At 68.5% G+C, this 18750-nt stretch carries 19 protein-coding genes and 1 tRNA gene; 13 read left to right on the forward strand and 7 right to left on the reverse strand.

Translation table 11 applies throughout. From position 1 onward, the window contains the following. Positions 1–93: 93 nt before the first annotated feature. On the forward strand, positions 94–312 hold the full coding sequence (locus I7X12_RS19875; protein ID WP_006884454.1) for a ribbon-helix-helix domain-containing protein: 219 nt from the start codon (positions 94–96) through the stop codon (positions 310–312). Positions 313–379: 67 nt separating this feature from the next. Beyond that, complete coding sequence (locus I7X12_RS19880; RefSeq protein ID WP_198061739.1) at positions 380–658, forward strand: UPF0058 family protein; 279 nt, start codon at positions 380–382, stop codon at positions 656–658. 217 nt (positions 659–875) lie between these two features. On the opposite strand, the gene I7X12_RS19885 is transcribed toward I7X12_RS19880, so the two are convergent. Beyond that, positions 876–1328: a hypothetical protein gene (locus I7X12_RS19885; protein ID WP_198061740.1), complete on the reverse strand. Its 453-nt coding sequence runs from the start codon at positions 1326–1328 to the stop codon at positions 876–878. Between the two features lie 155 nt (positions 1329–1483). On the opposite strand from I7X12_RS19885, the gene I7X12_RS19890 reads away from it, so the two are divergent. After that, positions 1484–2395 (forward strand): alpha/beta hydrolase, encoded by a 912-nt coding sequence (locus I7X12_RS19890; RefSeq protein ID WP_198061741.1) that lies wholly within the window; start codon positions 1484–1486, stop codon positions 2393–2395. Between the two features lie 729 nt (positions 2396–3124). Here the strand turns inward: I7X12_RS19890 and I7X12_RS19895 are convergent. Both I7X12_RS19895 and I7X12_RS19900 read right to left on the reverse strand, forming a co-directional pair. After that, positions 3125–3197, reverse strand: a tRNA-Arg gene (locus tag I7X12_RS19895). Between the two features lie 77 nt (positions 3198–3274). Further along, positions 3275–3595, reverse strand: coding sequence for a Sec-independent protein translocase subunit TatA/TatB (locus I7X12_RS19900; RefSeq protein WP_232342938.1), 321 nt, complete (start codon positions 3593–3595; stop codon positions 3275–3277). Positions 3596–3746: 151 nt separating this feature from the next. Here I7X12_RS19900 and I7X12_RS19905 point away from each other — a divergent pair, with 151 nt between their 5' ends. The 4 genes from I7X12_RS19905 (at position 3747) to I7X12_RS19920 (ending at position 7075) form a co-directional block, all read left to right on the forward strand. Continuing rightward, on the forward strand, positions 3747–4223 hold the full coding sequence (locus tag I7X12_RS19905; protein ID WP_198061742.1) for a redoxin domain-containing protein: 477 nt from the start codon (positions 3747–3749) through the stop codon (positions 4221–4223). An 87-nt stretch (positions 4224–4310) separates the two neighbouring features. Then, on the forward strand, positions 4311–5123 hold the full coding sequence (locus I7X12_RS19910) for an HD domain-containing protein (RefSeq protein ID WP_198061743.1): 813 nt from the start codon (positions 4311–4313) through the stop codon (positions 5121–5123). 95 nt (positions 5124–5218) lie between these two features. Continuing rightward, on the forward strand, positions 5219–6511 hold the full coding sequence (locus tag I7X12_RS19915) for an MFS transporter (protein ID WP_198061744.1): 1293 nt from the start codon (positions 5219–5221) through the stop codon (positions 6509–6511). Positions 6512–6622: 111 nt separating this feature from the next. Beyond that, on the forward strand, positions 6623–7075 hold the full coding sequence (locus I7X12_RS19920) for a hypothetical protein (RefSeq protein ID WP_198061745.1): 453 nt from the start codon (positions 6623–6625) through the stop codon (positions 7073–7075). A 16-nt stretch (positions 7076–7091) separates the two neighbouring features. On the opposite strand, the gene gfcR is transcribed toward I7X12_RS19920, so the two are convergent. Beyond that, on the reverse strand, positions 7092–7727 hold the full coding sequence (gene gfcR, locus I7X12_RS19925; RefSeq protein ID WP_198061746.1) for a transcriptional regulator GfcR: 636 nt from the start codon (positions 7725–7727) through the stop codon (positions 7092–7094). 192 nt (positions 7728–7919) lie between these two features. On the opposite strand from gfcR, the gene I7X12_RS19930 reads away from it, so the two are divergent. The 6 genes from I7X12_RS19930 (at position 7920) to I7X12_RS19955 (ending at position 14921) form a co-directional block, all read left to right on the forward strand. After that, positions 7920–9233 (forward strand): HAD family hydrolase, encoded by a 1314-nt coding sequence (locus I7X12_RS19930; RefSeq protein ID WP_198061747.1) that lies wholly within the window; start codon positions 7920–7922, stop codon positions 9231–9233. A gap of 175 nt (positions 9234–9408) precedes the next feature. Then, a complete protein-coding gene (locus I7X12_RS19935) occupies positions 9409–10473 on the forward strand; it encodes a Gfo/Idh/MocA family protein (protein ID WP_198061748.1) in 1065 nt (354 codons plus the stop codon). Between the two features lie 176 nt (positions 10474–10649). Continuing rightward, the gene (locus tag I7X12_RS19940) at positions 10650–11747 is read left to right on the forward strand and encodes a glucose 1-dehydrogenase (RefSeq protein ID WP_198061749.1); all 1098 of its coding nucleotides are present in this window, start codon (positions 10650–10652) and stop codon (positions 11745–11747) included. A 103-nt stretch (positions 11748–11850) separates the two neighbouring features. Continuing rightward, positions 11851–12909 (forward strand): HTH-type sugar sensing transcriptional regulator TrmB, encoded by a 1059-nt coding sequence (gene trmB / locus I7X12_RS19945; protein WP_198061750.1) that lies wholly within the window; start codon positions 11851–11853, stop codon positions 12907–12909. Between the two features lie 353 nt (positions 12910–13262). Next, positions 13263–14054 (forward strand): helix-turn-helix transcriptional regulator, encoded by a 792-nt coding sequence (locus tag I7X12_RS19950; RefSeq protein WP_198061751.1) that lies wholly within the window; start codon positions 13263–13265, stop codon positions 14052–14054. Between the two features lie 219 nt (positions 14055–14273). Beyond that, positions 14274–14921 (forward strand): dolichyl-phosphate hexose transferase, encoded by a 648-nt coding sequence (locus I7X12_RS19955; protein WP_232343163.1) that lies wholly within the window; start codon positions 14274–14276, stop codon positions 14919–14921. A gap of 22 nt (positions 14922–14943) precedes the next feature. Here I7X12_RS19955 and I7X12_RS19960 read toward each other — a convergent pair whose 3' ends face one another. Genes I7X12_RS19960 through I7X12_RS19970 form a run of 3 tightly spaced genes read right to left on the reverse strand, consistent with a single transcriptional unit; the run spans position 14944 to position 18746 of the window. Continuing rightward, entirely contained in the window at positions 14944–15531 is a 588-nt protein-coding gene (locus I7X12_RS19960; RefSeq protein WP_198061753.1) for a gluconate 2-dehydrogenase subunit 3 family protein, read from the reverse strand. Between the two features lie 6 nt (positions 15532–15537). Beyond that, positions 15538–17595 carry an ArnT family glycosyltransferase gene (locus I7X12_RS19965; RefSeq protein WP_198061754.1) on the reverse strand — a complete coding sequence of 686 codons (2058 nt, stop codon included), beginning with the start codon at positions 17593–17595 and terminating at the stop codon, positions 15538–15540. Next, positions 17595–18746, reverse strand: a complete 1152-nt coding sequence (locus tag I7X12_RS19970; protein ID WP_198061755.1) for an ABC transporter ATP-binding protein — start codon at positions 18744–18746, stop codon at positions 17595–17597. The genes I7X12_RS19965 and I7X12_RS19970 overlap by 1 nt, the downstream gene beginning before the upstream one ends. Positions 18747–18750 lie beyond the last annotated feature (4 nt).

Here is an 18750-nt window from a genome sequence, read left to right on the forward strand (position 1 = left end):
CGAGCCGGACGAATCGACCGCTGTGCCGTGATCGGTTCGGCTATCACCCCCGCCAGGCTTAAATACACCCTCCCCGAAGCATCGAGCGATCCGATGCCCAAGGTAGATCTCACGATCCCCGAACACCTCGAGATGCGTATCACCCAGCTCGTCGAGCAGGGTGAGTTCCTCAACCGCGAGGAAGCCATCGAGGACCTGCTCTCGACGGGGCTGAAGGCGTACAAGACGAGCGGGCCGATGGACGACGACGACGAGGCGGGCGGGTACGAGGACGACGGGATGATGGGCCACGAAGACGAGTACGTTTTCTGACCCCGACGATTCGCGTGTGACCCTCTGACGGACAATCGTTAAACCGGCGGTTCACATAGGGACGCCCATGCACAAGGACGAACTCCTGGAACTCCACGCGCAGATGCTCACGATCAAGGATTATTTCGCCGGGCTCGAAGACGTCGACGCGACGCTGTTCGACGCCTACGAGGAACTCGACGTGACCCCCGAAGACGTCCACAAGTCCAAGAGCGAGCACAAACACGCAGTGTTCGTCCTCGGCAACGCCCTCGCGATCGCGATGAGCGAAGACGAGTTCTCCGACGCCGGCCGCGTCGGCAAGCGCATGAAGGAACTCGCCGAGGACGCCGAGAAGAAGCTGTAGCCCGCCGCCATCGACCGATCGACCGCCCGGAGTTCGTCGCTCCCAGGAGTCCGTGTGCTCTTCTCACCGCGATCGCTTCACCGCATCTCACTCGACGCCTCTCTGCACCGTGACGGCCAGGATCGCGGACCGCCAGCGTCGATCCGGTCCCGAACGCCGTCGATTTCGGCCCCGGAACCCCGTGTCGATGCGTGACCGCGAGCGGGGGTGAAACCCGTCAGCGGCGTTCCGCCGGTTCTTCCCGGTCGGGAACCCAGGTGAGTCGGGCCAGTCCCGCTCGGAACCGCCGGGCCGTTTCGGCAGGTCCCCACCGGATCCCGAGCACGTACGCGCTCAGCAGTGGGAACAGGTGAGTGAGACCCGACGGCATCGGATCCACGAACACAAGCGCAAGGATCAACACCGTCGAGAGCTGGACGACTCCGAAAGCGACGAAAAACGCGACCGACTGGACCGCGTCGGGCCGATTGCCCGTCGCCTCCACGAGCGCTATCGGGACGGCACCGGCCACCAGAATCGTTTCGGTCATGGACAATCCGAGCAGGTGGGCTGTGGGCCAGGTGAAGGCCGCGGCCACGGTGCCCCCGACCGGAACGCCCACGAGCACGAAGGCGACGAGCAGACCACCGAGGTCGCGCGTCTCCTCCGAGGCCGTCCGCTCGTGATCCATCTGTCACGAGTCGTCGGCCGCACGGTGTAAATCTTGTGTCGGCGACAGATCGGTCGGTGTGGGTCCTGACCGGTCTGACCCGCTCGTGACCTACGCGACGACACCGTGCCGAGAGTTGGCAAGCGTATATCGTGGACTGTCTCGTAGGGAGACACATGAGGGCCGACGTGACGTTCGAATCGGACGGTGCAGCGATCAGCGGCTGGTTCTACTCGCCCGATACGCCACCACTGTGGCCACTGATCGTGATGGCTCACGGGTTCTCGGCGACCAAACAGATGGTCGCCGACAGATACGCGGAGGCCTTCACCGAGCGGGGACTGGCCGTATTGTTGTACGACCACCCCGGGTTCGGTGAGAGCGGTGGCGAGCCTCGACAGCAGATCGATCCCTGGGTGCAGTCACGGGGGTACCGTGACGCGATCGCCTTCGGGACCACGCTCGAGAACGTCGACCCCGATCGTATCGCCGTGTGGGGCGACAGTTACAGCGGTGGCGTTGCGTTGGTCGTCGCGGCTGTCGACGACCGGGTCACGGCCCTGGTCGTTCAGGTGCCGGCGCTCGGCGGTGAAGACCCTCCAGACGACCCGGATGGCTCCCGTCGTGAATCGATGAAAGAGACGGTTCGCGCCGGCTCTGTCGAACCGACCGAGGACGAAGTTCGCGGGCCGATGCCCGTCGTCTGGGACGACCAACAGCGGCGCCCGTCAGCGCTGAAACCGGAGACGGCGTTTCGGTGGTTCAACGGATACGGGACCCGTCCGGGTACCAACTGGGAAAACGAGGTCAGTATCGTCCGTCCGGAAACCCCACAGTGGCACCCTGGGCTCTGTGCTACGGACGTTTCGTGTCCGGCCTTGTTCGTGGTCTCTCCCGAGGACGAGATGCCTCGGTCCGTTCCCGCCGTAGCACGCGACGCCTACGAGAGGCTATCAGGCGCGAAAGACTGGGTGGAGATTCCCGGCGGTCACTTCGGGCTGCTGTACTACCCGAGCGAGGCGTTCGACCGGTCGTCGTCCGCCCAAGCGCGGTTCCTCGCGGAACGTCTCGTATCGACGGACACGTGAACGCGGACACGTCCTCGGGGTCGACGACTGACGCGAGCGAGCGCAGCGAGCCCGTCGTCCGGCATTCCCGTGAGGGTAGTGAACGATATGGTTCGAGACAGCAGAGCTGTCTCGTCGTGCCGAAAATCTCCGATTTTCGAGCATCTCGTCAGAGCAAGCTCTGACGGTGTCTCTCCCCACGTTTTTGCAGCGGCGGATAGGGTCGCGGACCGTCGACCCGCGACCGCAAATCGTGACGGCGAAGCCGCCACGCGCCCGCGACGCGTCCCCGGCGCGCGGGGAACTCTCCGCTGCAAAAAGTGGTACCGGCGTGACGGGACTGAGCGAAACCGTCGGTTTCGCGAATGTCGAGAGACGCCACCGGCGTCTCTCGGGATTCGAACCGGAGCCAGACGTGCTCGTTCGCTCCGCTCGCTGCGCGCGACTTCCAGGATTCGAACCGGAGGAAGACGTGCTCGTTCGCTTCGCTCACTGCGCGCGACTTCCAGGGTTCGAATCCCGTTCCGGTTCGGTCGCGCGAGCCGAGGCTCGCGCTCCCTGCACGGGCGTGGCGGGACCGAGCGAAACCGCAGGTTTCGCGAGGGCCGCCACGCCCGCGAGCGTGTTCCGAGCGGACGCGAGGAACCGCGAAGCGGGCGTGGCGGGATTCGAACCCGATGCGAGACTCGCTTCGCTCGTCTCGCGTGATTCGAATCCCGCCATGCCGGTTCGCTCCCTACGGTCGCTGCACGGGCGTGGCGGGATTCGAACCCGCGATCGAGGGGTTAGGAACCCCTCGCCCTGTCCCCTAGGCCACACGCCCTACCGAGGACGGCGGGCGCCGGGAGAAAGAACCTTGCTGTTGCTCGCCGGCGTGAGAGAGCGGGGAGAACGGAGTCGTCAGTTCGAGGACGAGGACGAGTCCGAGGAGTCGATGGACGCCTCGGTCTCGCGCTCGGCCTCGGTCTTGAGGATCTCGCCGTCTTCGTCGACGATGTTGCCGTCGTCGTCGATAGTCGCGCCCTCTTTCATCTCCTCGAGCTCTGCCTCGACCTGCTCGCGACCCTTCTGGAACTCGCCCATGGCCTGGCCGGTCGACCGCGCGAGTTTCGGGATCTTGTTGGCGCCGAACAGTAGCACGGCGATCAACAGGATCACGATCAGTTCCGTCCCGCCCGGCATGCCCCCGACCGGGAACAGGGGGATGAGTGTATCCATCATCTCTACCCGACGCTTACTCGACGCCAATTATAACCTTTTTGCTGTCTATCACCCCGCTTGGTACCCGTTTCATCAATCTTTCGCCGGGGCCGGATCCGGCCGCGCCCGCCGGTGTCCCAACGCCCTTGCCGCGCGAGGCTAACCGGCCCGTATGGTCGACGAGGGAGACGCCGCACCCGATTTCACCGCACCGCTGGCCAACGGCGACGTGACGCAGTTCACGCTGTCCGACCGGCTCGACGAGGCGCCGCTCGTGCTCGCATTCTTCCCCGGCGCGTTCACCGGGACCTGCACCCACGAGATGGAGACTTTCGAGGACCGCCTCGGCGAGTTCGACGACCTCGGCGCGACGGTGTACGGCGTCAGCGTCGACACGCCGTTCGCCCTCGACGCCTTCCGCGAGGACAGCGATCTCACGTTCGGGATGATCAGCGACACGAACAGACGGATCGTCGACGCATACGACCTCGGTATGGACTTCGCGTCGATCGGCGTCGACGACGTGGCCAAGCGTGCAGTGCTCGTGATCGACGGCGACGGCGTCGTCCGCTACGAGTGGGTCGCCGGCGACCCGAGCCTCGAACCCGACTACGACGACGTACGCGACGCCGTCGCCGCGCTGAACTGAGGGGGTCGGCTCGCGGTCGCGGCGCCGGATCGACCGGGACCCGAGCGGGTACGAGGGTTTTTGCGCACCCGGCCGGACAGTGGAGACATGAGTGACGACCGAGACGCCGTCGACGGGCAGTCGTACGACCCCGAGGCCGAGCACGCCTTCCCCGACGAGCGACTCGAGGAGGTCCTCGCGTTCGTCGACGACGACGAGGAGATACAGACGTATCTCGACGCCCAGAACGTCAACCCGGTGGCGCGGATGCGCTACAACGACCACGGTGCCAAACACGTCAGCATCGTCCGTGACCGGGCGCTAGCGCTGTACGACCTCTGCTACGAGGGCGGCGTCGAGTTCAACGGCGCCGCCGATCAGGGGCTCGACACCGCCGACGAGCCGGTGATCGTCGCGCTCGCCGCGACGCTACACGACATCGGTCACGTCGTCCACCGGGACGAACACCCCTACTACTCCATCCCGCTGGCGGCCGACCTGCTCGACCGGATTCTCGAGGAGTGGTACGACACCGCCGACGCCGTGCGGATGAAAGGTGAGGTGCTGCACGCGATCCTCTGTCACCACACCGCGGAGACGCCGCTGACGACCGAGGCGGGGATCGTCCGGCTGGCCGACGGGCTCGACATGGAGCACGGCCGGTCGCGGTACCCCTACGAGCGTGGCGGGCGCGGGATCAACACGGTCTCCAGCCAGGCCATCGAGTCGGTGACGCTGAAGCCGGGCGACGGCGCGGCGGTCCTCGTGGAGATCGAGATGCACAACGCCGCCGGCGTCTATCAGGTCGACGAGCTGCTGAAGGCGAAACTCCGCGGGTCCGGCCTCGAAGAGCAGGTCCGGATCGTCGCTGTCAACACCTCCGAGCGTGGCGAGAACATCGTCGAACGGATCGAGCTGTGAGGCGACAGAGCGTCGCCGTCGGGGGGCGCCGAGGACAGCCGGAAGGGCCCGCCGGAGACGAAACGCCCTTTCGGCCGTAGCCGGACCGGTCGATCGTGAGCGACGGCTCGGGCGGATCGCTTCGGCTGTTCGGCAACGCCGAGTTCGTGGCCCTGGCGGGCACGGCCTTCGCGCGGTCGCAGGCGTACTCGACGATCGCGATCGCGCTGGCGCTGTACGCCGACGAGTTCGCCACCTCCGGGACCGTCGAAGGGCTGTTCGGCACCGCCTTCGCGCTGATCCAGCTGATCATCGTCCTGCCGCTCGGGCGGAAGATCGACACCGGCAACGCCAAGCGCTATCTGCTGGTCGGGCTCGCACTGAACGTCGCCGTGTTCGTCGGCTTCGCGATGGTCGAGACGGTGAGCCACGTCGTGATAATGCGGGTGTTCCAGGGACTGGGCGCGAGCCTGCTGTGGATAACCGGATCGACCGTCGTCGGCGAGATCAGCCCGGACGCCGAGCGCGGGCAGTGGCTCGGCACCTACAACCAGGTCGGCGCGTTCTCCAGCCTCGCCGGCGACCTCGTTGGCGGGATCCTGCTCGCGACCAGCGGGTTCGCCCTCACCTACAGCGTGCTCAGCGGCGTGACGCTGCTGGCGTTCGTCGGCGTCTACGTCTTCCTCCGGGACGACCCCGGCGGCCAGGCAGACCCGGAGGAGGCGACCGGCGTCGAGACCCTGCGAATGTTGCTCGGCCGCGCGGCCATCCGCGCGCTTGTCGTCTTCCGGCTCGGCCTGAGTTTCGGCAAGATGGCGGTCATCCTCTTTCTGCCCATATACGCGCGGACACGTTTCGGGATGAGTCCAGTTCTGGTCGGCGGGATCCTCGCCGGCGGGAAGCTCACGAAGTCGCTGACCCAGGGGGTCGTGGGCTCGTACACCGACGAGCTGGGCCACAAACACGTGTTCGTCTTCGTCGGGGCGGTGCTGTACGCCCTCGGTGCGGCGATAATCCCCTTCGCGGAGTACGCCGTCGACTACTTCGCGCCGTACACGGTCGCCGTCGCGGGCCTGTCGACGACGCTTCCGCCCGCCTTCTTCCCGCTGTTCGGTGCCTTCGCCGTCTGTGGGGTCGCCGACAGCCTCCGCCTCCCGGCGAGCATGGCGCTGTTCGTCGAGGAGGGCGAGCACTTCGACGCGGTCGCGGGGAGCATGTCCCTGCGGTCGATCGCCTGGAAGGTCGGCCAGGTCGTCGGCCCGGTCTCGGTCGGCGCGCTGTGGGACGCCACCTCCGTGTTCGCCGCCTTCTTCACCGCCAGCGCGTTCATCGTCGTCGCGGCGGTCGCCTTCTTCGGGCTCTACACCGTCGAACCCGCACCTGAGGGCGTCCCGGCGGCGGGAGACTGATACCGAGGGCGACGCGAACCCCCGTGGACGCACCTGACGGGATCGCGGTAGTACCACGAGTGTGTCATCGGTTAGCACAATGATTTTTACCGTTCCACACCAAGGATAGGTATGAGCCAGACCCCCGTCGACGGGTCCGACAGGGAGGGTCGGACCGTCGGGGACCCAGACCGGGGTACCGAGCCCGATTCGTTCGTCAGCCGCTTCGCCGCACGACTCCGATCGCTCGGACGATCACTCCGCGCCCGGTTCGGGTCGCTGACCGACCGCGAGGAGCGCTCGGCATTCGACGACGCGCAGGCGGTCGAACGAGCAGAGACGGCCGACCGGACGCGCTCGGTGCAGTGCGTCGGACTCACCGAGGAGGTCGTCGAAGGGGACGGCCGCGCCGTCACCGACGACCTCGTCCGCGCGCAGGCGGCCGATGCGCCCGAGCGAGACGGGCCTTCGGAGGATCGCCCGGAACTGGTCGTCAGGTGGACCGACGGCGAACTGACCCTGTCCTCGCCGGACGAACCGGACGCCCACATCACGTCGACCTACTGGGAAGACGTCGAACCCTGACTCGGGCCCAGCCCGGCTACTCGGACTGACCGACGCGCAGCACCTGCACGAGCGAGTAGACGGGGACGCCCTCGATCTCTTCGACGCCGCGCTTGTCCGTCAGCACCGCGCAGGCGACGGGCTCGCCGCCGCGGTCGCGGATGGCCTCGACGGTCTCGGTCATAGTCGTGCCGCTGGTGATGGTGTCGTCGACGACGTAGCACTCGCGGCCGCGGATGCCGGCGAAGTTGCGGGAAAACGAGCCCGACAGCTCCTCGCTCTCGCCGTCGTCCCACTGGTGTTTGCTCGGTGCGTAGGTGCCGAGATCCGTGTCGAGTTCCCGGGCGACCGTCGTCGCGATGGGCGCGCCGGCCTTCTCGATGCCGATGGTCAGGTCGACCTCCTCGCCCTGTTTGGAGAGCAGGTCGGCGACGGCGCGGCCGACGTAGGTGAGCCGGGCGCTGTCGCGACCGATCGCCGACCAGTCGACGTGGATGTCGTGCGGGCTCTGGGAGGTCTTCGAGGTCGCCGTCGTCGTCGTGGCGCCGCTGCGCGAGACGAGCCACGACGCCGTCTCCTTCGAGACGTTGAGCTCGTCCGCGATCTCGCCCTTCGAGAGGCCCCCTTCGGCCAGCTCCGCCGCGCTGTCGATGAGATCGTCGATGTTCTTCATGCGTCTTACCCGTTCGTTCGCACGCGGGGGTGTTACCCGTTGTGGGTTCCAGTCGCTGGCTCGCAGGGCGCCTACGCGACCACCGGGCCCGAAGAGCCGTCCCCCGAGCCGACCGCCTGGAACGAGCCGCGGACCCGCCGTAGTGCGACCCCGATCCCAATCTACACAACGCGCCCCGACGGAACTACGACAATGGAACGCTACGACCAGCTCTATCGGCTCTACGAGGAGTTCGACGCCGAACGACTGGCCGCCCACCAGGCGTTCGTCGACCTGTTCCCGCCGCTGGACTCGCGGGTCGCGCTGACCTACTGGGAGGACGCCAGCGACGAACTCGAGGAGTTGCGCGGGGAGATACGCGACGCCTTCCCCGGCACCGGCGAGACCTACGCCGACGTGGCCGCCCACGCCACCCGCGACCAGGCTTTCGCCGGGCTCGACCTGGCGACGAAGTACGACCGGTCGGTCAACGCCCTGGTCCTCGACGTCGACGAGACGTTGCGCTCGGCGGGAACGACCGACAACGAGATCCCCCGCGAGACGCTGCACCTGCTGACCGAGTTCCACGAGGACGGGATCCCGATCGTCGTCTGTACCGGCCAGACCCTCGAGAACGTCAAGGGCTTTCTCAGCCAGGGGCTGGGCAACGCCGTCGTCAACTCCGGCGACGTGAGCGTCGTCTACGAGAGCGGGACCGGCGTGTTCACGCCCGGCCACGGCCCCGACACCAAGCGCCTGCTGTACGAGGGCCTGGACGAGACGGTCCGCGGGGTGTTCGACCGCCTGCGCCAGCGCGTGCTCTCCGAGGCGCCCGAGACGGTCGCCCGCGGCTGCCACCTCCAGGGCAACGAGTTCAACGTCACGCTGAAGCCGAACTTCGAGACCGGGAGCGACGACGCCGTCGCCGTGATCGACGACGCGCTCGTCTACCTGCTCGACCTGCTCGGCGTCGTCGTCGCCGAGTGCGTCGAGGGCATCCAGGCGGGCGAGCGCGGCGACGACGAAGACGTTCTCGGCGCGGCCGCCGGCGAGTGGACCCGGGCGTTCTACGCCGCTCGGGACCCGGAGATCGAGGCGGTGCTCGACGACCGGGGCGAACTGCCGGCGGAGGGCGCCGAGACCGAAGGGGCGGATGGGACCGGCGAGTCGGGCGTGCCCGACGCGGTCGCGGCGTTCCTCGACCGCGTGGACGTGGCCTACTACGAGGGCGACGCGGCGGAGGTCGTGAGCCGGGAACTCGACAAGCCCGGCGGGGTCGAGGCGGCCTTCGAAGTGCTGGGGGTCGACGACCCGTTCGCGCTGGTGCTGGGCGACAGCAAGAGCGACCTGCGGGTGATGGAATGGGTCGCCGAGCGCGACGCGGGGATCGCCGCCGCGCCCGAGCACGCCTCGACGGTCGTCCTCGAGCACGTCCGGGAGCGCGACGACCTCGTCTTCCCCGCGGGCGACGCCGGCGACGTGCTGCGGACGGTGTACGCCCTCGACAGGCTGGTCGCCGCCGAGTGACGGCGCGGACGTCGTCGGACGACCACGGAAGTTACGGGTGAGCGGCGCCCTGTGTCCCGGAAGATCGAACGGTGCGGGTGGTCGTTCGACTGGCCACGACGTTCAGCCCGCGATCGCGGGAGATTTACAGGAGTCGGTGTGTAGGTTTCCGTGAGAGCCGAACGGAGTCAACACTATGGTCGATATCTCATCTGTCAGACTCGGTATCGTCGGTCTGGGTAACATCGGACACCACCACGCGGAGCGGTTCGTCGACCAGGGAGCGAACCTGGTCGGCGGTGTCGACATCGCGGAGGGGGCCCGTGCCTCTTTCGGCGACGAGTTCGGGGTTCCCACGTATCAGGACCACCACGAACTGTACGACGAGGTCGACGCCGTCGCCGTCACGACCCCCAACAAGTTCCACGAGCAGTACGTCGTCGACGCTCTGGAACAGGGGCTGGACGTACTCGTCGAGAAGCCGCTGGCCAACACGCTGGAGGCGGCCGAGCGGATCGCCGACGCGGCCCGCGCCGCGGAAGGCTTTTGTATGGTCGGCTTCCACACCCGCTTCGAGAGCCCCGTCGAGGTCATCAACGGCTACCGTCAGGAGGGTCGGTTCGGCGAGTTGAGCCACGTCGAGGCCAACTACATCCGACGGCGGGGCGTCCCCGGCCGCGGCTCGTGGTTCACGAGCAAGGAGGTCGCCGGCGGCGGCGCGCTCATCGACATCGGCGTCCACGCCGTCGACCTGTCGCTGTACCTGCTGGGCTACCCCGACGTCGAGGAGGTCTCGGGGGTCACCCGCTCGCAGTTCGGCGGCCGCGACGACTACACGTACATCCAGATGTGGGGCGACGACCAGGGCCCCGAAGGGTTCAACGTCGACGACTCCGCGACCGCCCTCATCCGCTGTGCCGAGGACCGCACCATCTCCCTGGAGGTCGCCTGGGCCGTCAACCGCCCGAAGAAACAGGAGTACGTCCTCCGCGGCACCGAGGCCGGCGCGACCTTCCGCCCCGGCGAGGGCGTCACTTTCCACGAGTCGGGGACCCAGGGCGCCGGCCACATGGTCGAGTCCGAGGTCGAGACCCGGGGCAACGACGCCCACGCCGCCGAACAGACCTACTTCCTCGAACACTGCGCGGCCGGCGAGACGCCCGAACGCAACACCGTCGACCAAGGCCTGACCGTCCAGCGCGTGCTCGACGGTATCTACCGCTCCAGCGAGACCGGCGAAGCCGTCCCGGTCGAAGACTGACCGCCGAGCGTCTCCCGTCTCCGACGACCGATTTCGGTCCCGATTCGACGACCGGCGGACCGTGCCCCGGCCCCGGTTCGGCCGGAGCCACGGCCGAGACTCGACCCGGACTCGGCGGTGGTCGCGGCGCTCCAGAAAGACTTAACTCGGAATAGAGTGGTCATTTTTAGCAACTGATGAAAGCGATCGCTGTCCAGCGAGGATCGGAGGGACCGACGGTGATAGAGAAGCCGCGGCCTGAGCCCGACGAGGGCGAGGCGTTGCTTCGGACGCTCAGGGTCGGGGTCGACGGGACCGACCACGAGGTCATCGGCGGCTCCCACGGCGGGTTCCCCGAGGGTGAGGACCACATGGTGCTGGGCCACGAGGCCGTCGCAGTCGTCGAAGACGCGAACGGCACCGACCTCGCGGAGGGCGACGTGGTCGTTCCGACCGTCCGGCGGCCGCCCGCGGAGGGGACCAACGACTACTTCGAGCGAGGCGAGCCCGACATGGCACCGGACGGCGAGTACGTCGAGCGTGGGATCGTCGGCGAGCACGGCTACATGGCCGAGTACGTCACGAGCGCGCCGGAGTACCTGATCCCGGTCCCGGCCGAGCGCTGGGAAGTCGGGTTCCTCGTCGAACCGATCAGTATCACCGAGAAGGCGCTGGAACACGCCTACGCCTCGCGGTCGGCCTTCGAGTGGGCGCCCGAGTCGGCGCTCGTGCTGGGCAACCGGTCGCTGGGGCTGCTCACGCTCGCGATGCTGGAGTACGGCGTCGACAGCGACCGCTCCTTCGCCGCCCACGACTTCGAGCGAACCTACTGTCTGGGTCGCCGCCAGCGGCCCGACCCGACCGTCGACATCATCGAGGAGATCGGCGCGACGTACGTCGACTCGACGGAGACGCCGCTGGAGACGGTCCCCGACGAGTTCGAGCCGATGGACTTCGTCTACGAGGCGACGGGCTACGCGCCCCACGCCTTCGAGACGGTGGAAGCCCTGGCGCCCAACGGCGTCGGGGCGCTGCTTGGCATCCCGGACTCCTGGGAGTTCGAGGTCGACGGCGGGCGGATCCACAACGAACTCGTCCTGCACAACAAGGCGCTCGTGGGGACGGTCAACTCCCACGTCGAACACTTCGAGGGGGCGGTCGATACGCTGGCAGAACTGCCCGAGTGGCTGCTCTCCGACCTCGTGACGACCGTCGCGACCCCCGAGGACGTGGAACCGGCCTTCGAGTACGGCGACGACCAGATCAAGGCGGTCGTCGAGTTCGACCGTCTGTAGCGAGCGCGTCGGCGCGGGCGACCGGCGGTGGCGCCGGCGGGGTCGCGCGTGGACTGCGCGAAGGGACAGACTGATTTACTCGGTGGCGAAAGAGGGAACCGACATGGCTGGTGACGACCTCCTCGCCTCGCTCGAAGCGGTCTCCGAGCGGTTCGACTTCGGGGAGTACGAGGCCAAGGCGTACCTCACGATCCTCGAACACGGACAGGTCACGGCGTCGGAGATCGCCGACTACACCGATATCCCCCAGCCGCGTGTCTACGACACGGTCCGGAGCCTGAGCGACATCGGTCTCGTCGAGCTCCAGGAGTCGCGACCCATGAAGGTGCTGGCGCTCGACCCCGCCGAGGCGTTCGACGACCTCCAGGAGTCACTGGACACGCTCGTCGACGGGCTCGAACAGCAGTACACCCAGCCCGCTCGCGGCACGGAAGCGGTCTCGCTCGTCAAGTCTCGGCCCACGATCCTCCGATATCTCTCCGAGGTCATCGATTCGGCGCAGTACGAGCTGATGCTCTCGCTGACGCCCGAACTGCTGGAGCGCTTCGAGAGCCAGCTCCGCCACCAGTACGAGGAGGGTGTGGCCATCGAGCTTCTCATCTCGCCGGCGGCGGAGGTCGAAGCCTCCGATGAGCACGAGTACGACGACCTCGCCAGCACGGTCAAGGAGCGCCGCGGCGTCACGACGCCGGTCGTCGCCGTCGCCGACGGCCGCTACTCGATCTACGCTACCCGCGAGAGTCTGAAGGGCGACACCGACCGCTACGGCGTCATCTTCGACCGCTCGGAGCTGGGCTTTCTCGTCTCGATGTTCATGAACACCGTCCTGTGGACCACTGCCGAGACGGTCCGGACGGACGGCGAGGAGCTGACGTTCCCCCGGCGCTACGGGACGATCCGCCGCGCTATCGCCGACATGGTCGATCTCGAGGGCGAGTTCTACGCGACCATCGAAGGCCGGGACGTGCTGACCGGCGAGGAACTGGTCGTCGCGGGGAAAGTCGCGGACGCGAGTATCACCCCGAGCCTCGAAGAGGCGTCGCTCGTCGTCGAGACCGACGAGGGCCGAGTCACCGTCGGCGGGCAGGTCGCCGCGCTCGAGGACATCGAATCCTTCGAGATCCGGGTCGGCCGCGACTCGCCGCCGGAACCCGCCGACTGACGGGCGAGTCGTCGAACGGTTATCGAGTCAACGGAACCCTGTCACGACAGCGGATCGCTCACGAGCGGACGTTTCTCCACGGGAGGGCCGAAAGAACGTGGGCCGGGGCGAGACGGACGACGCCAGTGAGCCGCTCTCCCCATTCGAATCCGAGAGGCCAGCAGGGACCCTACATCCCCCATCGGACCGCATTGTGTCCTCACTCCCCCAACGGTATAAATCTTGAACTTTTCACTCGAAAATAGTTCTATCTATCGAATATCGTTCCGTAAGACCGAAGTAATTCCGAATAGTATGGAATTCGATATGGAACCGAGTGACGGACACGTTCGACGGGTTCGGGGGGGAGCGAGGTGAGTTCTGAGTCCATCGTCGGTTACGTGCTCGGGTCGTCGGTCCGGACGGACGTGTTGCTCGCGGTCGTCGTCGAGCGGCGGTCGATGGCTGCGCTCATCGACGCGGTCGAGGCGAGCGAGTCCGCCGTCTACAACGCAGTCGGCGACCTCGAACGCAAGGGGCTGGTGCGCTCGCTGGAGACGGACTGGGCGGCGACGGGGAGCGGACAGCTGGTCGCGGACCTGATCGAACAGCAAGGGAACCTCTGTCGGCTGCTCGCCGACGACTACTGGCGGAGCCACGACGTGTCCGCGCTCCCCCGTCGGTTCCGGCTCAGGCTGACCGAACTAGCCGGCGCCGAGGTGGTCCGCGCTTCGGACACCGACCCCCACGCGGTCGTCAGGGAGGTCCGCGACCGTGTCGACCGGGCGGGCACGAACGTCGACATCGTGACACCGATCTACCAGGCCGAGTACGAGGCCGTCATGCCCGACTCGGCCGACGCGCGACTGCTAGTCGACGAGAGCGTCGCCCTCGACGCTCTCGAGCGCGTCGACTCGCCCGACGAGGCCGACCAGTGGACCGAGACCACCGTCCGTGTGCTCGACGCCGACGTGGGCATCGCCGTCACCGACGAGGAGGTCATGCTCTCGCTGCCCACCATCGACGGCCAGTGGGACTCCCGTACCGAGGTAGTGGCCGCGGACGACCGCGCGATGGAGTGGGGCCGGGACCTGTTCGAACACTACTGGGACCGTGCGACACCGAACGACGAGTTCGTCGCCGAGTACGTCGCCGACCCACCGTAGCGATCTGTTTTTGGCGAACCTAAAAATTCAAGAGGGTCGAGTCGAGAGTGGTGAGCAATGAGTCAGCTACAGCGTGACGATGGCGTGGACGCGGGCGAAACGGACACCGACGACGGTACCGGACGAGCGACGGTCGATAGCGACGCGGCGGCCCAGTCGGGGACGGAGCCCTCGACGGGGACGGACGGTGAGTTCACGTTCGACGACGTGACGGTCGTGATGGGCACGTACAACGAGGAGGCGGCGATCGGGGCGGTCCTCGACGACGTCGACCGGGTGACCGACGGCCGGGCGAACGTGGTCTGCGTCGACGGCTCGGACGACCGGACGCCGGAGATCGCCCGCGAGCACGGGGCCCGCGTCATCGAACAGGAGCCCCAGGGCTACGGCGTGGCCGTCCGCGCGGCAGTGCTCGCGGCCGACCGGCCCGTCGTGGTCACGACCGACTGCGACGACACCTACCCGATGGAGGCCCTACCGGAGTTCCTCGACCTCGTCAACGACGGCGCCGACGTGGTCAGCGGCGACCGCATCACACCCGGTGCCGACGCGATGCCGGCGTTCAACCGCCAGGGCAACCGCGCGTTCGCCCTCCTCGCCAGCGGCCTGATGGGCGAGCGCGTCTACGACACGACGACCGGCATGCGCGCCTACCGCCGCGAGGTCGTCCAGGAGATCACCTGGACCGAGAACACCGGCCTCTCGGCAGAACTGCTCGTGCGGCCGCTGATGCGGGGTTACGACGTTCGCGAAGTGCCGATCGAGTACGACGAGCGCAAAGGCGAGACGAAGCTCGACCCGCTCGCCGGCGGCGCCGCAATCGCCAAGTCCATCGTGAAAGTCTGTCTCGAAGAGCGACGCCGGTAGGTGAACCCACCGGTTCGTCGTCTCACTGCGGTCCGCGCCGGTAGCTCTCCGTGCCGCCGGGGTGGCCCTGCGGGTTCTCGATACCGACCAGCTCCCCGCCCGTCGGCGACGCGTACAGCGCGAACAGCAACTCGTTGACCACGTAGTAGCGGACGCGCTCGGCGTCACTCCCTTCGGGGTCGGGGTCCGCCTCCCGCGCGCCGATCCGGTCCAGCGCTTCCTCCCGACGGTCGGGTTCGAGCGCCGGGAACTCGCCGCCCAGCCACGAGCGACTCCACTCGACGACGTAGTCGGCCGTCTCGGCGACGCCGGCCGCGTGGTCGGACCGCTCGGCCGCACGTCCGCGGGCGAATCGCTCGACGAAGTCGTCGGCGCCGTCGAGGTCGCTCGGGTAGAGCACGTCGGCGGCGGCCGTCAGCACGTCGAGGTGGCGCCGCTCGAGCGGGTCCGGCGGCGGTCCGGCGTCGGCTCCCGCCGCCGCCGTCTCGTCGGCCCGTGTCGCGTCGTCGTCGGTCGAACACCCCGCCAGCGCGGCGCTGCCGGTGATGCCGGCCGCCGCGAGGGCGGCTATCGCGTCGCGTCGCGTCAGTTCGGTGTCGTCGGTGGTCATGAGTAGTCAAGTGTCGCGTTCGGTCGCGGTCAGGTCGGTCTCCACTGAGACGCCGTCGGGCGCGGTCTCCGGGACGTACGCGGCCGCGCCGCCGCAGGAGCGGACGCCCCGACAGAGTTCGACTTCGGGAGTGAGCGCACGGACCCGGCCGTCGGTCGCGTCGACCGGCAGGTCGAAGCGGTAGGTGAAGCTCCCGCCGGGACCGTAGTCGACGAAGGCGCTCGCGTGGACGGTCTCGACGCCGTCGACCGCTAGCGTCTCCTCGGGCCCGCCGAGCCCCTCGACAGCGACCCGCTCGTCGGTGACGACCAGGCGAAAGTCGACCGACGAGTTCGCGCCGTTCGCGACGCGGTAGAGGCTTCCGTCGTCGGTGCCGACGCGGACGGTGACGCTGTCGGCCCCGGCCGGGACGCCGACGGTCGCGTCCAGCGCCAGCCGATCGCCGCGCACGTCCTCGACGCGCTGGAGGCGGGCCGCGCTGGGTGACCCGTCGTAGGGCGCCCAGCCGCCGCGGTAGGCGTACCGGTGGAGCCGTCGGTCGGGGAACGCGTCGGCCGTCGCGAACGGTCGGTCGTCGATGGCGTAGACCGCCCGGCCGTCGTAGCCGGGGTCGTTGCGCACCGCCTGGAACGGGTGGTTGAGCCAGTTCCCGTACGGGTCCGGCAGCAGGATCAGCGAGTTGACCGGCGGCCCACCTTCGAAGGGCTCGTAGGCCCGCTCGTAGCTGTCGGTCACCTCGGCGTTGCGCTCGACGGGCTCGCGGGCGATGTCGGCCGTGACCGCCCCGACGGCGCCGGCGAGCAGGAGGAGGGCCACAGCGGCCGCGACGCGACCCGCCCGCGCGTCGACCGTCCGGCGGCCGGCGACCGCCGCGCGGACCCGACCGGCTACGGCGAGTACCACGACCGCCGCGAAGGTGGCCGTCGGGAGCAGCAGGTCGAAGTGGTAGTACGGGCCGAGCGCGGACACGAGGCCGTCGCCCGCGGTGTCGAGCCCGCCGAGGACGTTGAAGTTGCCCCAGAAGTAGACGTTGCCGAGCGGGATCGAAACCAGGAGAGCGGCCAGGGGCGCCTGCCGGGCCGTCAGACCGCGACGCGCGGCGACGGCGACGCCGAGGCCGGCCAGCGCCGCGGTGACCAGTCCGCCGGCGATCCACTTCGCGAAGAATATCCAGAGGACCCGCCCGTTGGCTTCCAGCGCCAGCTCGGGCGTGTAGACGACCTCGTGGGAGAGGATGCGTCGCTGGCCGAACCCGAGGCCGTCCAACGGCGCGAACGCCGCGTACGGGAAGGTCAGGGCGTGGCCGGTCACGACGGTGTTGTAGCCCAGGGCGAGGCCGACGCCGACCAACCCGAGCGCCGCCGTCGTCGCCTGTCGGCCGACCGCGTCGGAGCCGCGAACGAGCGCGACCGGGTCGCGGAGCGCGTCCACGCCGACCTCGTCCCGGAGCGTCCACAGCGCGTGGCCGACGAACGGCAGCGCGAACAGGACCGCCGTGTACGGTCGCGCGAAGAAGGCGAGTCCCACTGCAGCGCCCGCTCCCGCGGCCCAGCGCCGACTCTCGGTGCGGTCGGCCCGCAGGTAACAGTAGGCGAAGGCGAGGTTCAGGAAGTGCGTCGGTGCGTACGGCAGGAACACCGACGAGTTGAGGACGAACAGCGGAGACGCGAGCACGAGGACGCCCGCGAGTAGTCCCGTCCGCGCGTCGAAGGCTTCGCGGACGACACCGGCGGCCAGCGCCAGGTTCCCGGCGGCGACGGCGACGAGCGTCAGGCGGTAGCCGCCGAACAGTTCCCCGACGGCGAACATGGCCGCCGGGACGGGCGCGTACTTGGGGTACATCCCCTCGGGGGCGTCGACGAAGAACCACGGTCGCAACACTCCCTCGACCGGCGGGTCGAGGTAGAGCTGGCCCTCCAGCAACATCGCGGCCTGCTGGAGGTAGACGGCCTCGTCGTGGTTCAGCGAGTGGTACGGAAACAGGGTCGTCGAGACGAACCAGACGAGGAGGGCGCCGGCGAGCGCGAGTGCGGCCGTCCCGAGAGTCGCGCTCCGGCGGCGCATCATTCGGCGGGGAACCAGGCCAGGGGGTGGTCGACCCGGAGGTCGACGCGGACGCGCTGGTCCAGCGCGAGGTCGTCGGCGTGGTTGTGCTCGCAGTACACGTGGTCGCCGCCGTCGAGTTGCACCTGGTAGACGAACGAGGGGCCGGTGTACTGGCGGTGGACGATCTCGCCGTTGCCGGGGTCGATCCCCGGTTCGGCCTCGACCGAGTCCCCGTCGGCGGGCGTCGCCACGAGGTCGTCGGGCCGCACCATCACGTCGACGCGGGCGCCGTCGTACTCGCGGCCCAGGCCCTCGATCACGTCCGCCGACAGCGTCCCCAGGTCCGTCTCGACGGACCCCGAATCGAGCGTCCCGGAGACGAAGCCGGCCTGGCCGAGGAACTCGGCGACGAACCGCGACTCGGGCTGCTCGAAGACGACCTCCGGGCGACCGACCTGCTCCACGTCGCCGTCGCTGATGACGGCCACGCGGTCGGAGATCGACAGGGCCTCCTCCTGGTCGTGAGTCACGGAGACGGCCGTGACGCCCGTCTGCTTGATGATCCGTCGGACCTCCTCGCGCATCTCCACGCGGAGGCTCACGTCGAGGTTCGAGAACGGCTCGTCGAGCAGGAGCACGTCCGGCTCCGGCGCGAGCGAGCGGGCGAGCGCGACGCGCTGGCGCTGGCCGCCCGACAGGTCGTCGGGCGAGCCCTCGCGGTAGTCGCTCAGGTTCACCAGGTCCAGCAGTTCCTCGACGCGGGCCTCGCGGTCGTCGGCCGACCAGTCGTCGATGCCGAACGCGACGTTCTCGCCGACGGTGAGGTGTGGAAAGAGCGCGAAGGACTGGAAGACCAGCCCCACGTCCCGGTCGTCGGGCGCGACGAAGGCGTCGGGGCCGGCGACGACCTCGTCGTCGACGCGGATGGTACCCCCGTCGGGACTGTCGAGGCCGGCCAGGAGGCGTAGCGTCGTCGTCTTGCCACAACCCGACGGGCCCAACAGTGTGAGCAACTCGCCCTCGTAGACGGACAGCGACAGCTCGTCGACGGCCGTCTCCTGGCCGAACTCGCGGGTGACGCCGTCGAGGTCGAGCACCGGTTCGCCGTCGTGCTCGTCGCGGGTCCGCACGCGGTCGTCGGCCGCCGAGGGAACTGTTTGCTCGATCATCGTC

Source organism: Halosimplex litoreum (genome assembly GCF_016065055.1).
GTDB classification, from domain to species: domain Archaea; phylum Halobacteriota; class Halobacteria; order Halobacteriales; family Haloarculaceae; genus Halosimplex; species Halosimplex litoreum.

Coding starts and splice junctions, on each gene's coding strand:
- I7X12_RS19960 (WP_198061753.1), bottom strand. CDS start 15,531: ATGACCACCGACGACACCGAACTGACGCGACGCGACGCGATAGCCGCC.
- I7X12_RS19910 (WP_198061743.1), top strand. CDS start 4,311: ATGAGTGACGACCGAGACGCCGTCGACGGGCAGTCGTACGACCCCGAG.
- I7X12_RS19880 (WP_198061739.1), top strand. CDS start 380: ATGCACAAGGACGAACTCCTGGAACTCCACGCGCAGATGCTCACGATC.
- I7X12_RS19875 (WP_006884454.1), top strand. CDS start 94: ATGCCCAAGGTAGATCTCACGATCCCCGAACACCTCGAGATGCGTATC.
- I7X12_RS19970 (WP_198061755.1), bottom strand. CDS start 18,746: ATGATCGAGCAAACAGTTCCCTCGGCGGCCGACGACCGCGTGCGGACC.
- I7X12_RS19905 (WP_198061742.1), top strand. CDS start 3,747: ATGGTCGACGAGGGAGACGCCGCACCCGATTTCACCGCACCGCTGGCC.
- I7X12_RS19890 (WP_198061741.1), top strand. CDS start 1,484: ATGAGGGCCGACGTGACGTTCGAATCGGACGGTGCAGCGATCAGCGGC.
- I7X12_RS19930 (WP_198061747.1), top strand. CDS start 7,920: ATGGAACGCTACGACCAGCTCTATCGGCTCTACGAGGAGTTCGACGCC.
- I7X12_RS19935 (WP_198061748.1), top strand. CDS start 9,409: ATGGTCGATATCTCATCTGTCAGACTCGGTATCGTCGGTCTGGGTAAC.
- gfcR (WP_198061746.1), bottom strand. CDS start 7,727: ATGAAGAACATCGACGATCTCATCGACAGCGCGGCGGAGCTGGCCGAA.
- trmB (WP_198061750.1), top strand. CDS start 11,851: ATGGCTGGTGACGACCTCCTCGCCTCGCTCGAAGCGGTCTCCGAGCGG.
- I7X12_RS19965 (WP_198061754.1), bottom strand. CDS start 17,595: ATGCGCCGCCGGAGCGCGACTCTCGGGACGGCCGCACTCGCGCTCGCC.
- I7X12_RS19900 (WP_232342938.1), bottom strand. CDS start 3,595: ATGATGGATACACTCATCCCCCTGTTCCCGGTCGGGGGCATGCCGGGC.
- I7X12_RS19885 (WP_198061740.1), bottom strand. CDS start 1,328: ATGGATCACGAGCGGACGGCCTCGGAGGAGACGCGCGACCTCGGTGGT.
- I7X12_RS19955 (WP_232343163.1), top strand. CDS start 14,274: ATGGGCACGTACAACGAGGAGGCGGCGATCGGGGCGGTCCTCGACGAC.
- I7X12_RS19940 (WP_198061749.1), top strand. CDS start 10,650: ATGAAAGCGATCGCTGTCCAGCGAGGATCGGAGGGACCGACGGTGATA.
- I7X12_RS19920 (WP_198061745.1), top strand. CDS start 6,623: ATGAGCCAGACCCCCGTCGACGGGTCCGACAGGGAGGGTCGGACCGTC.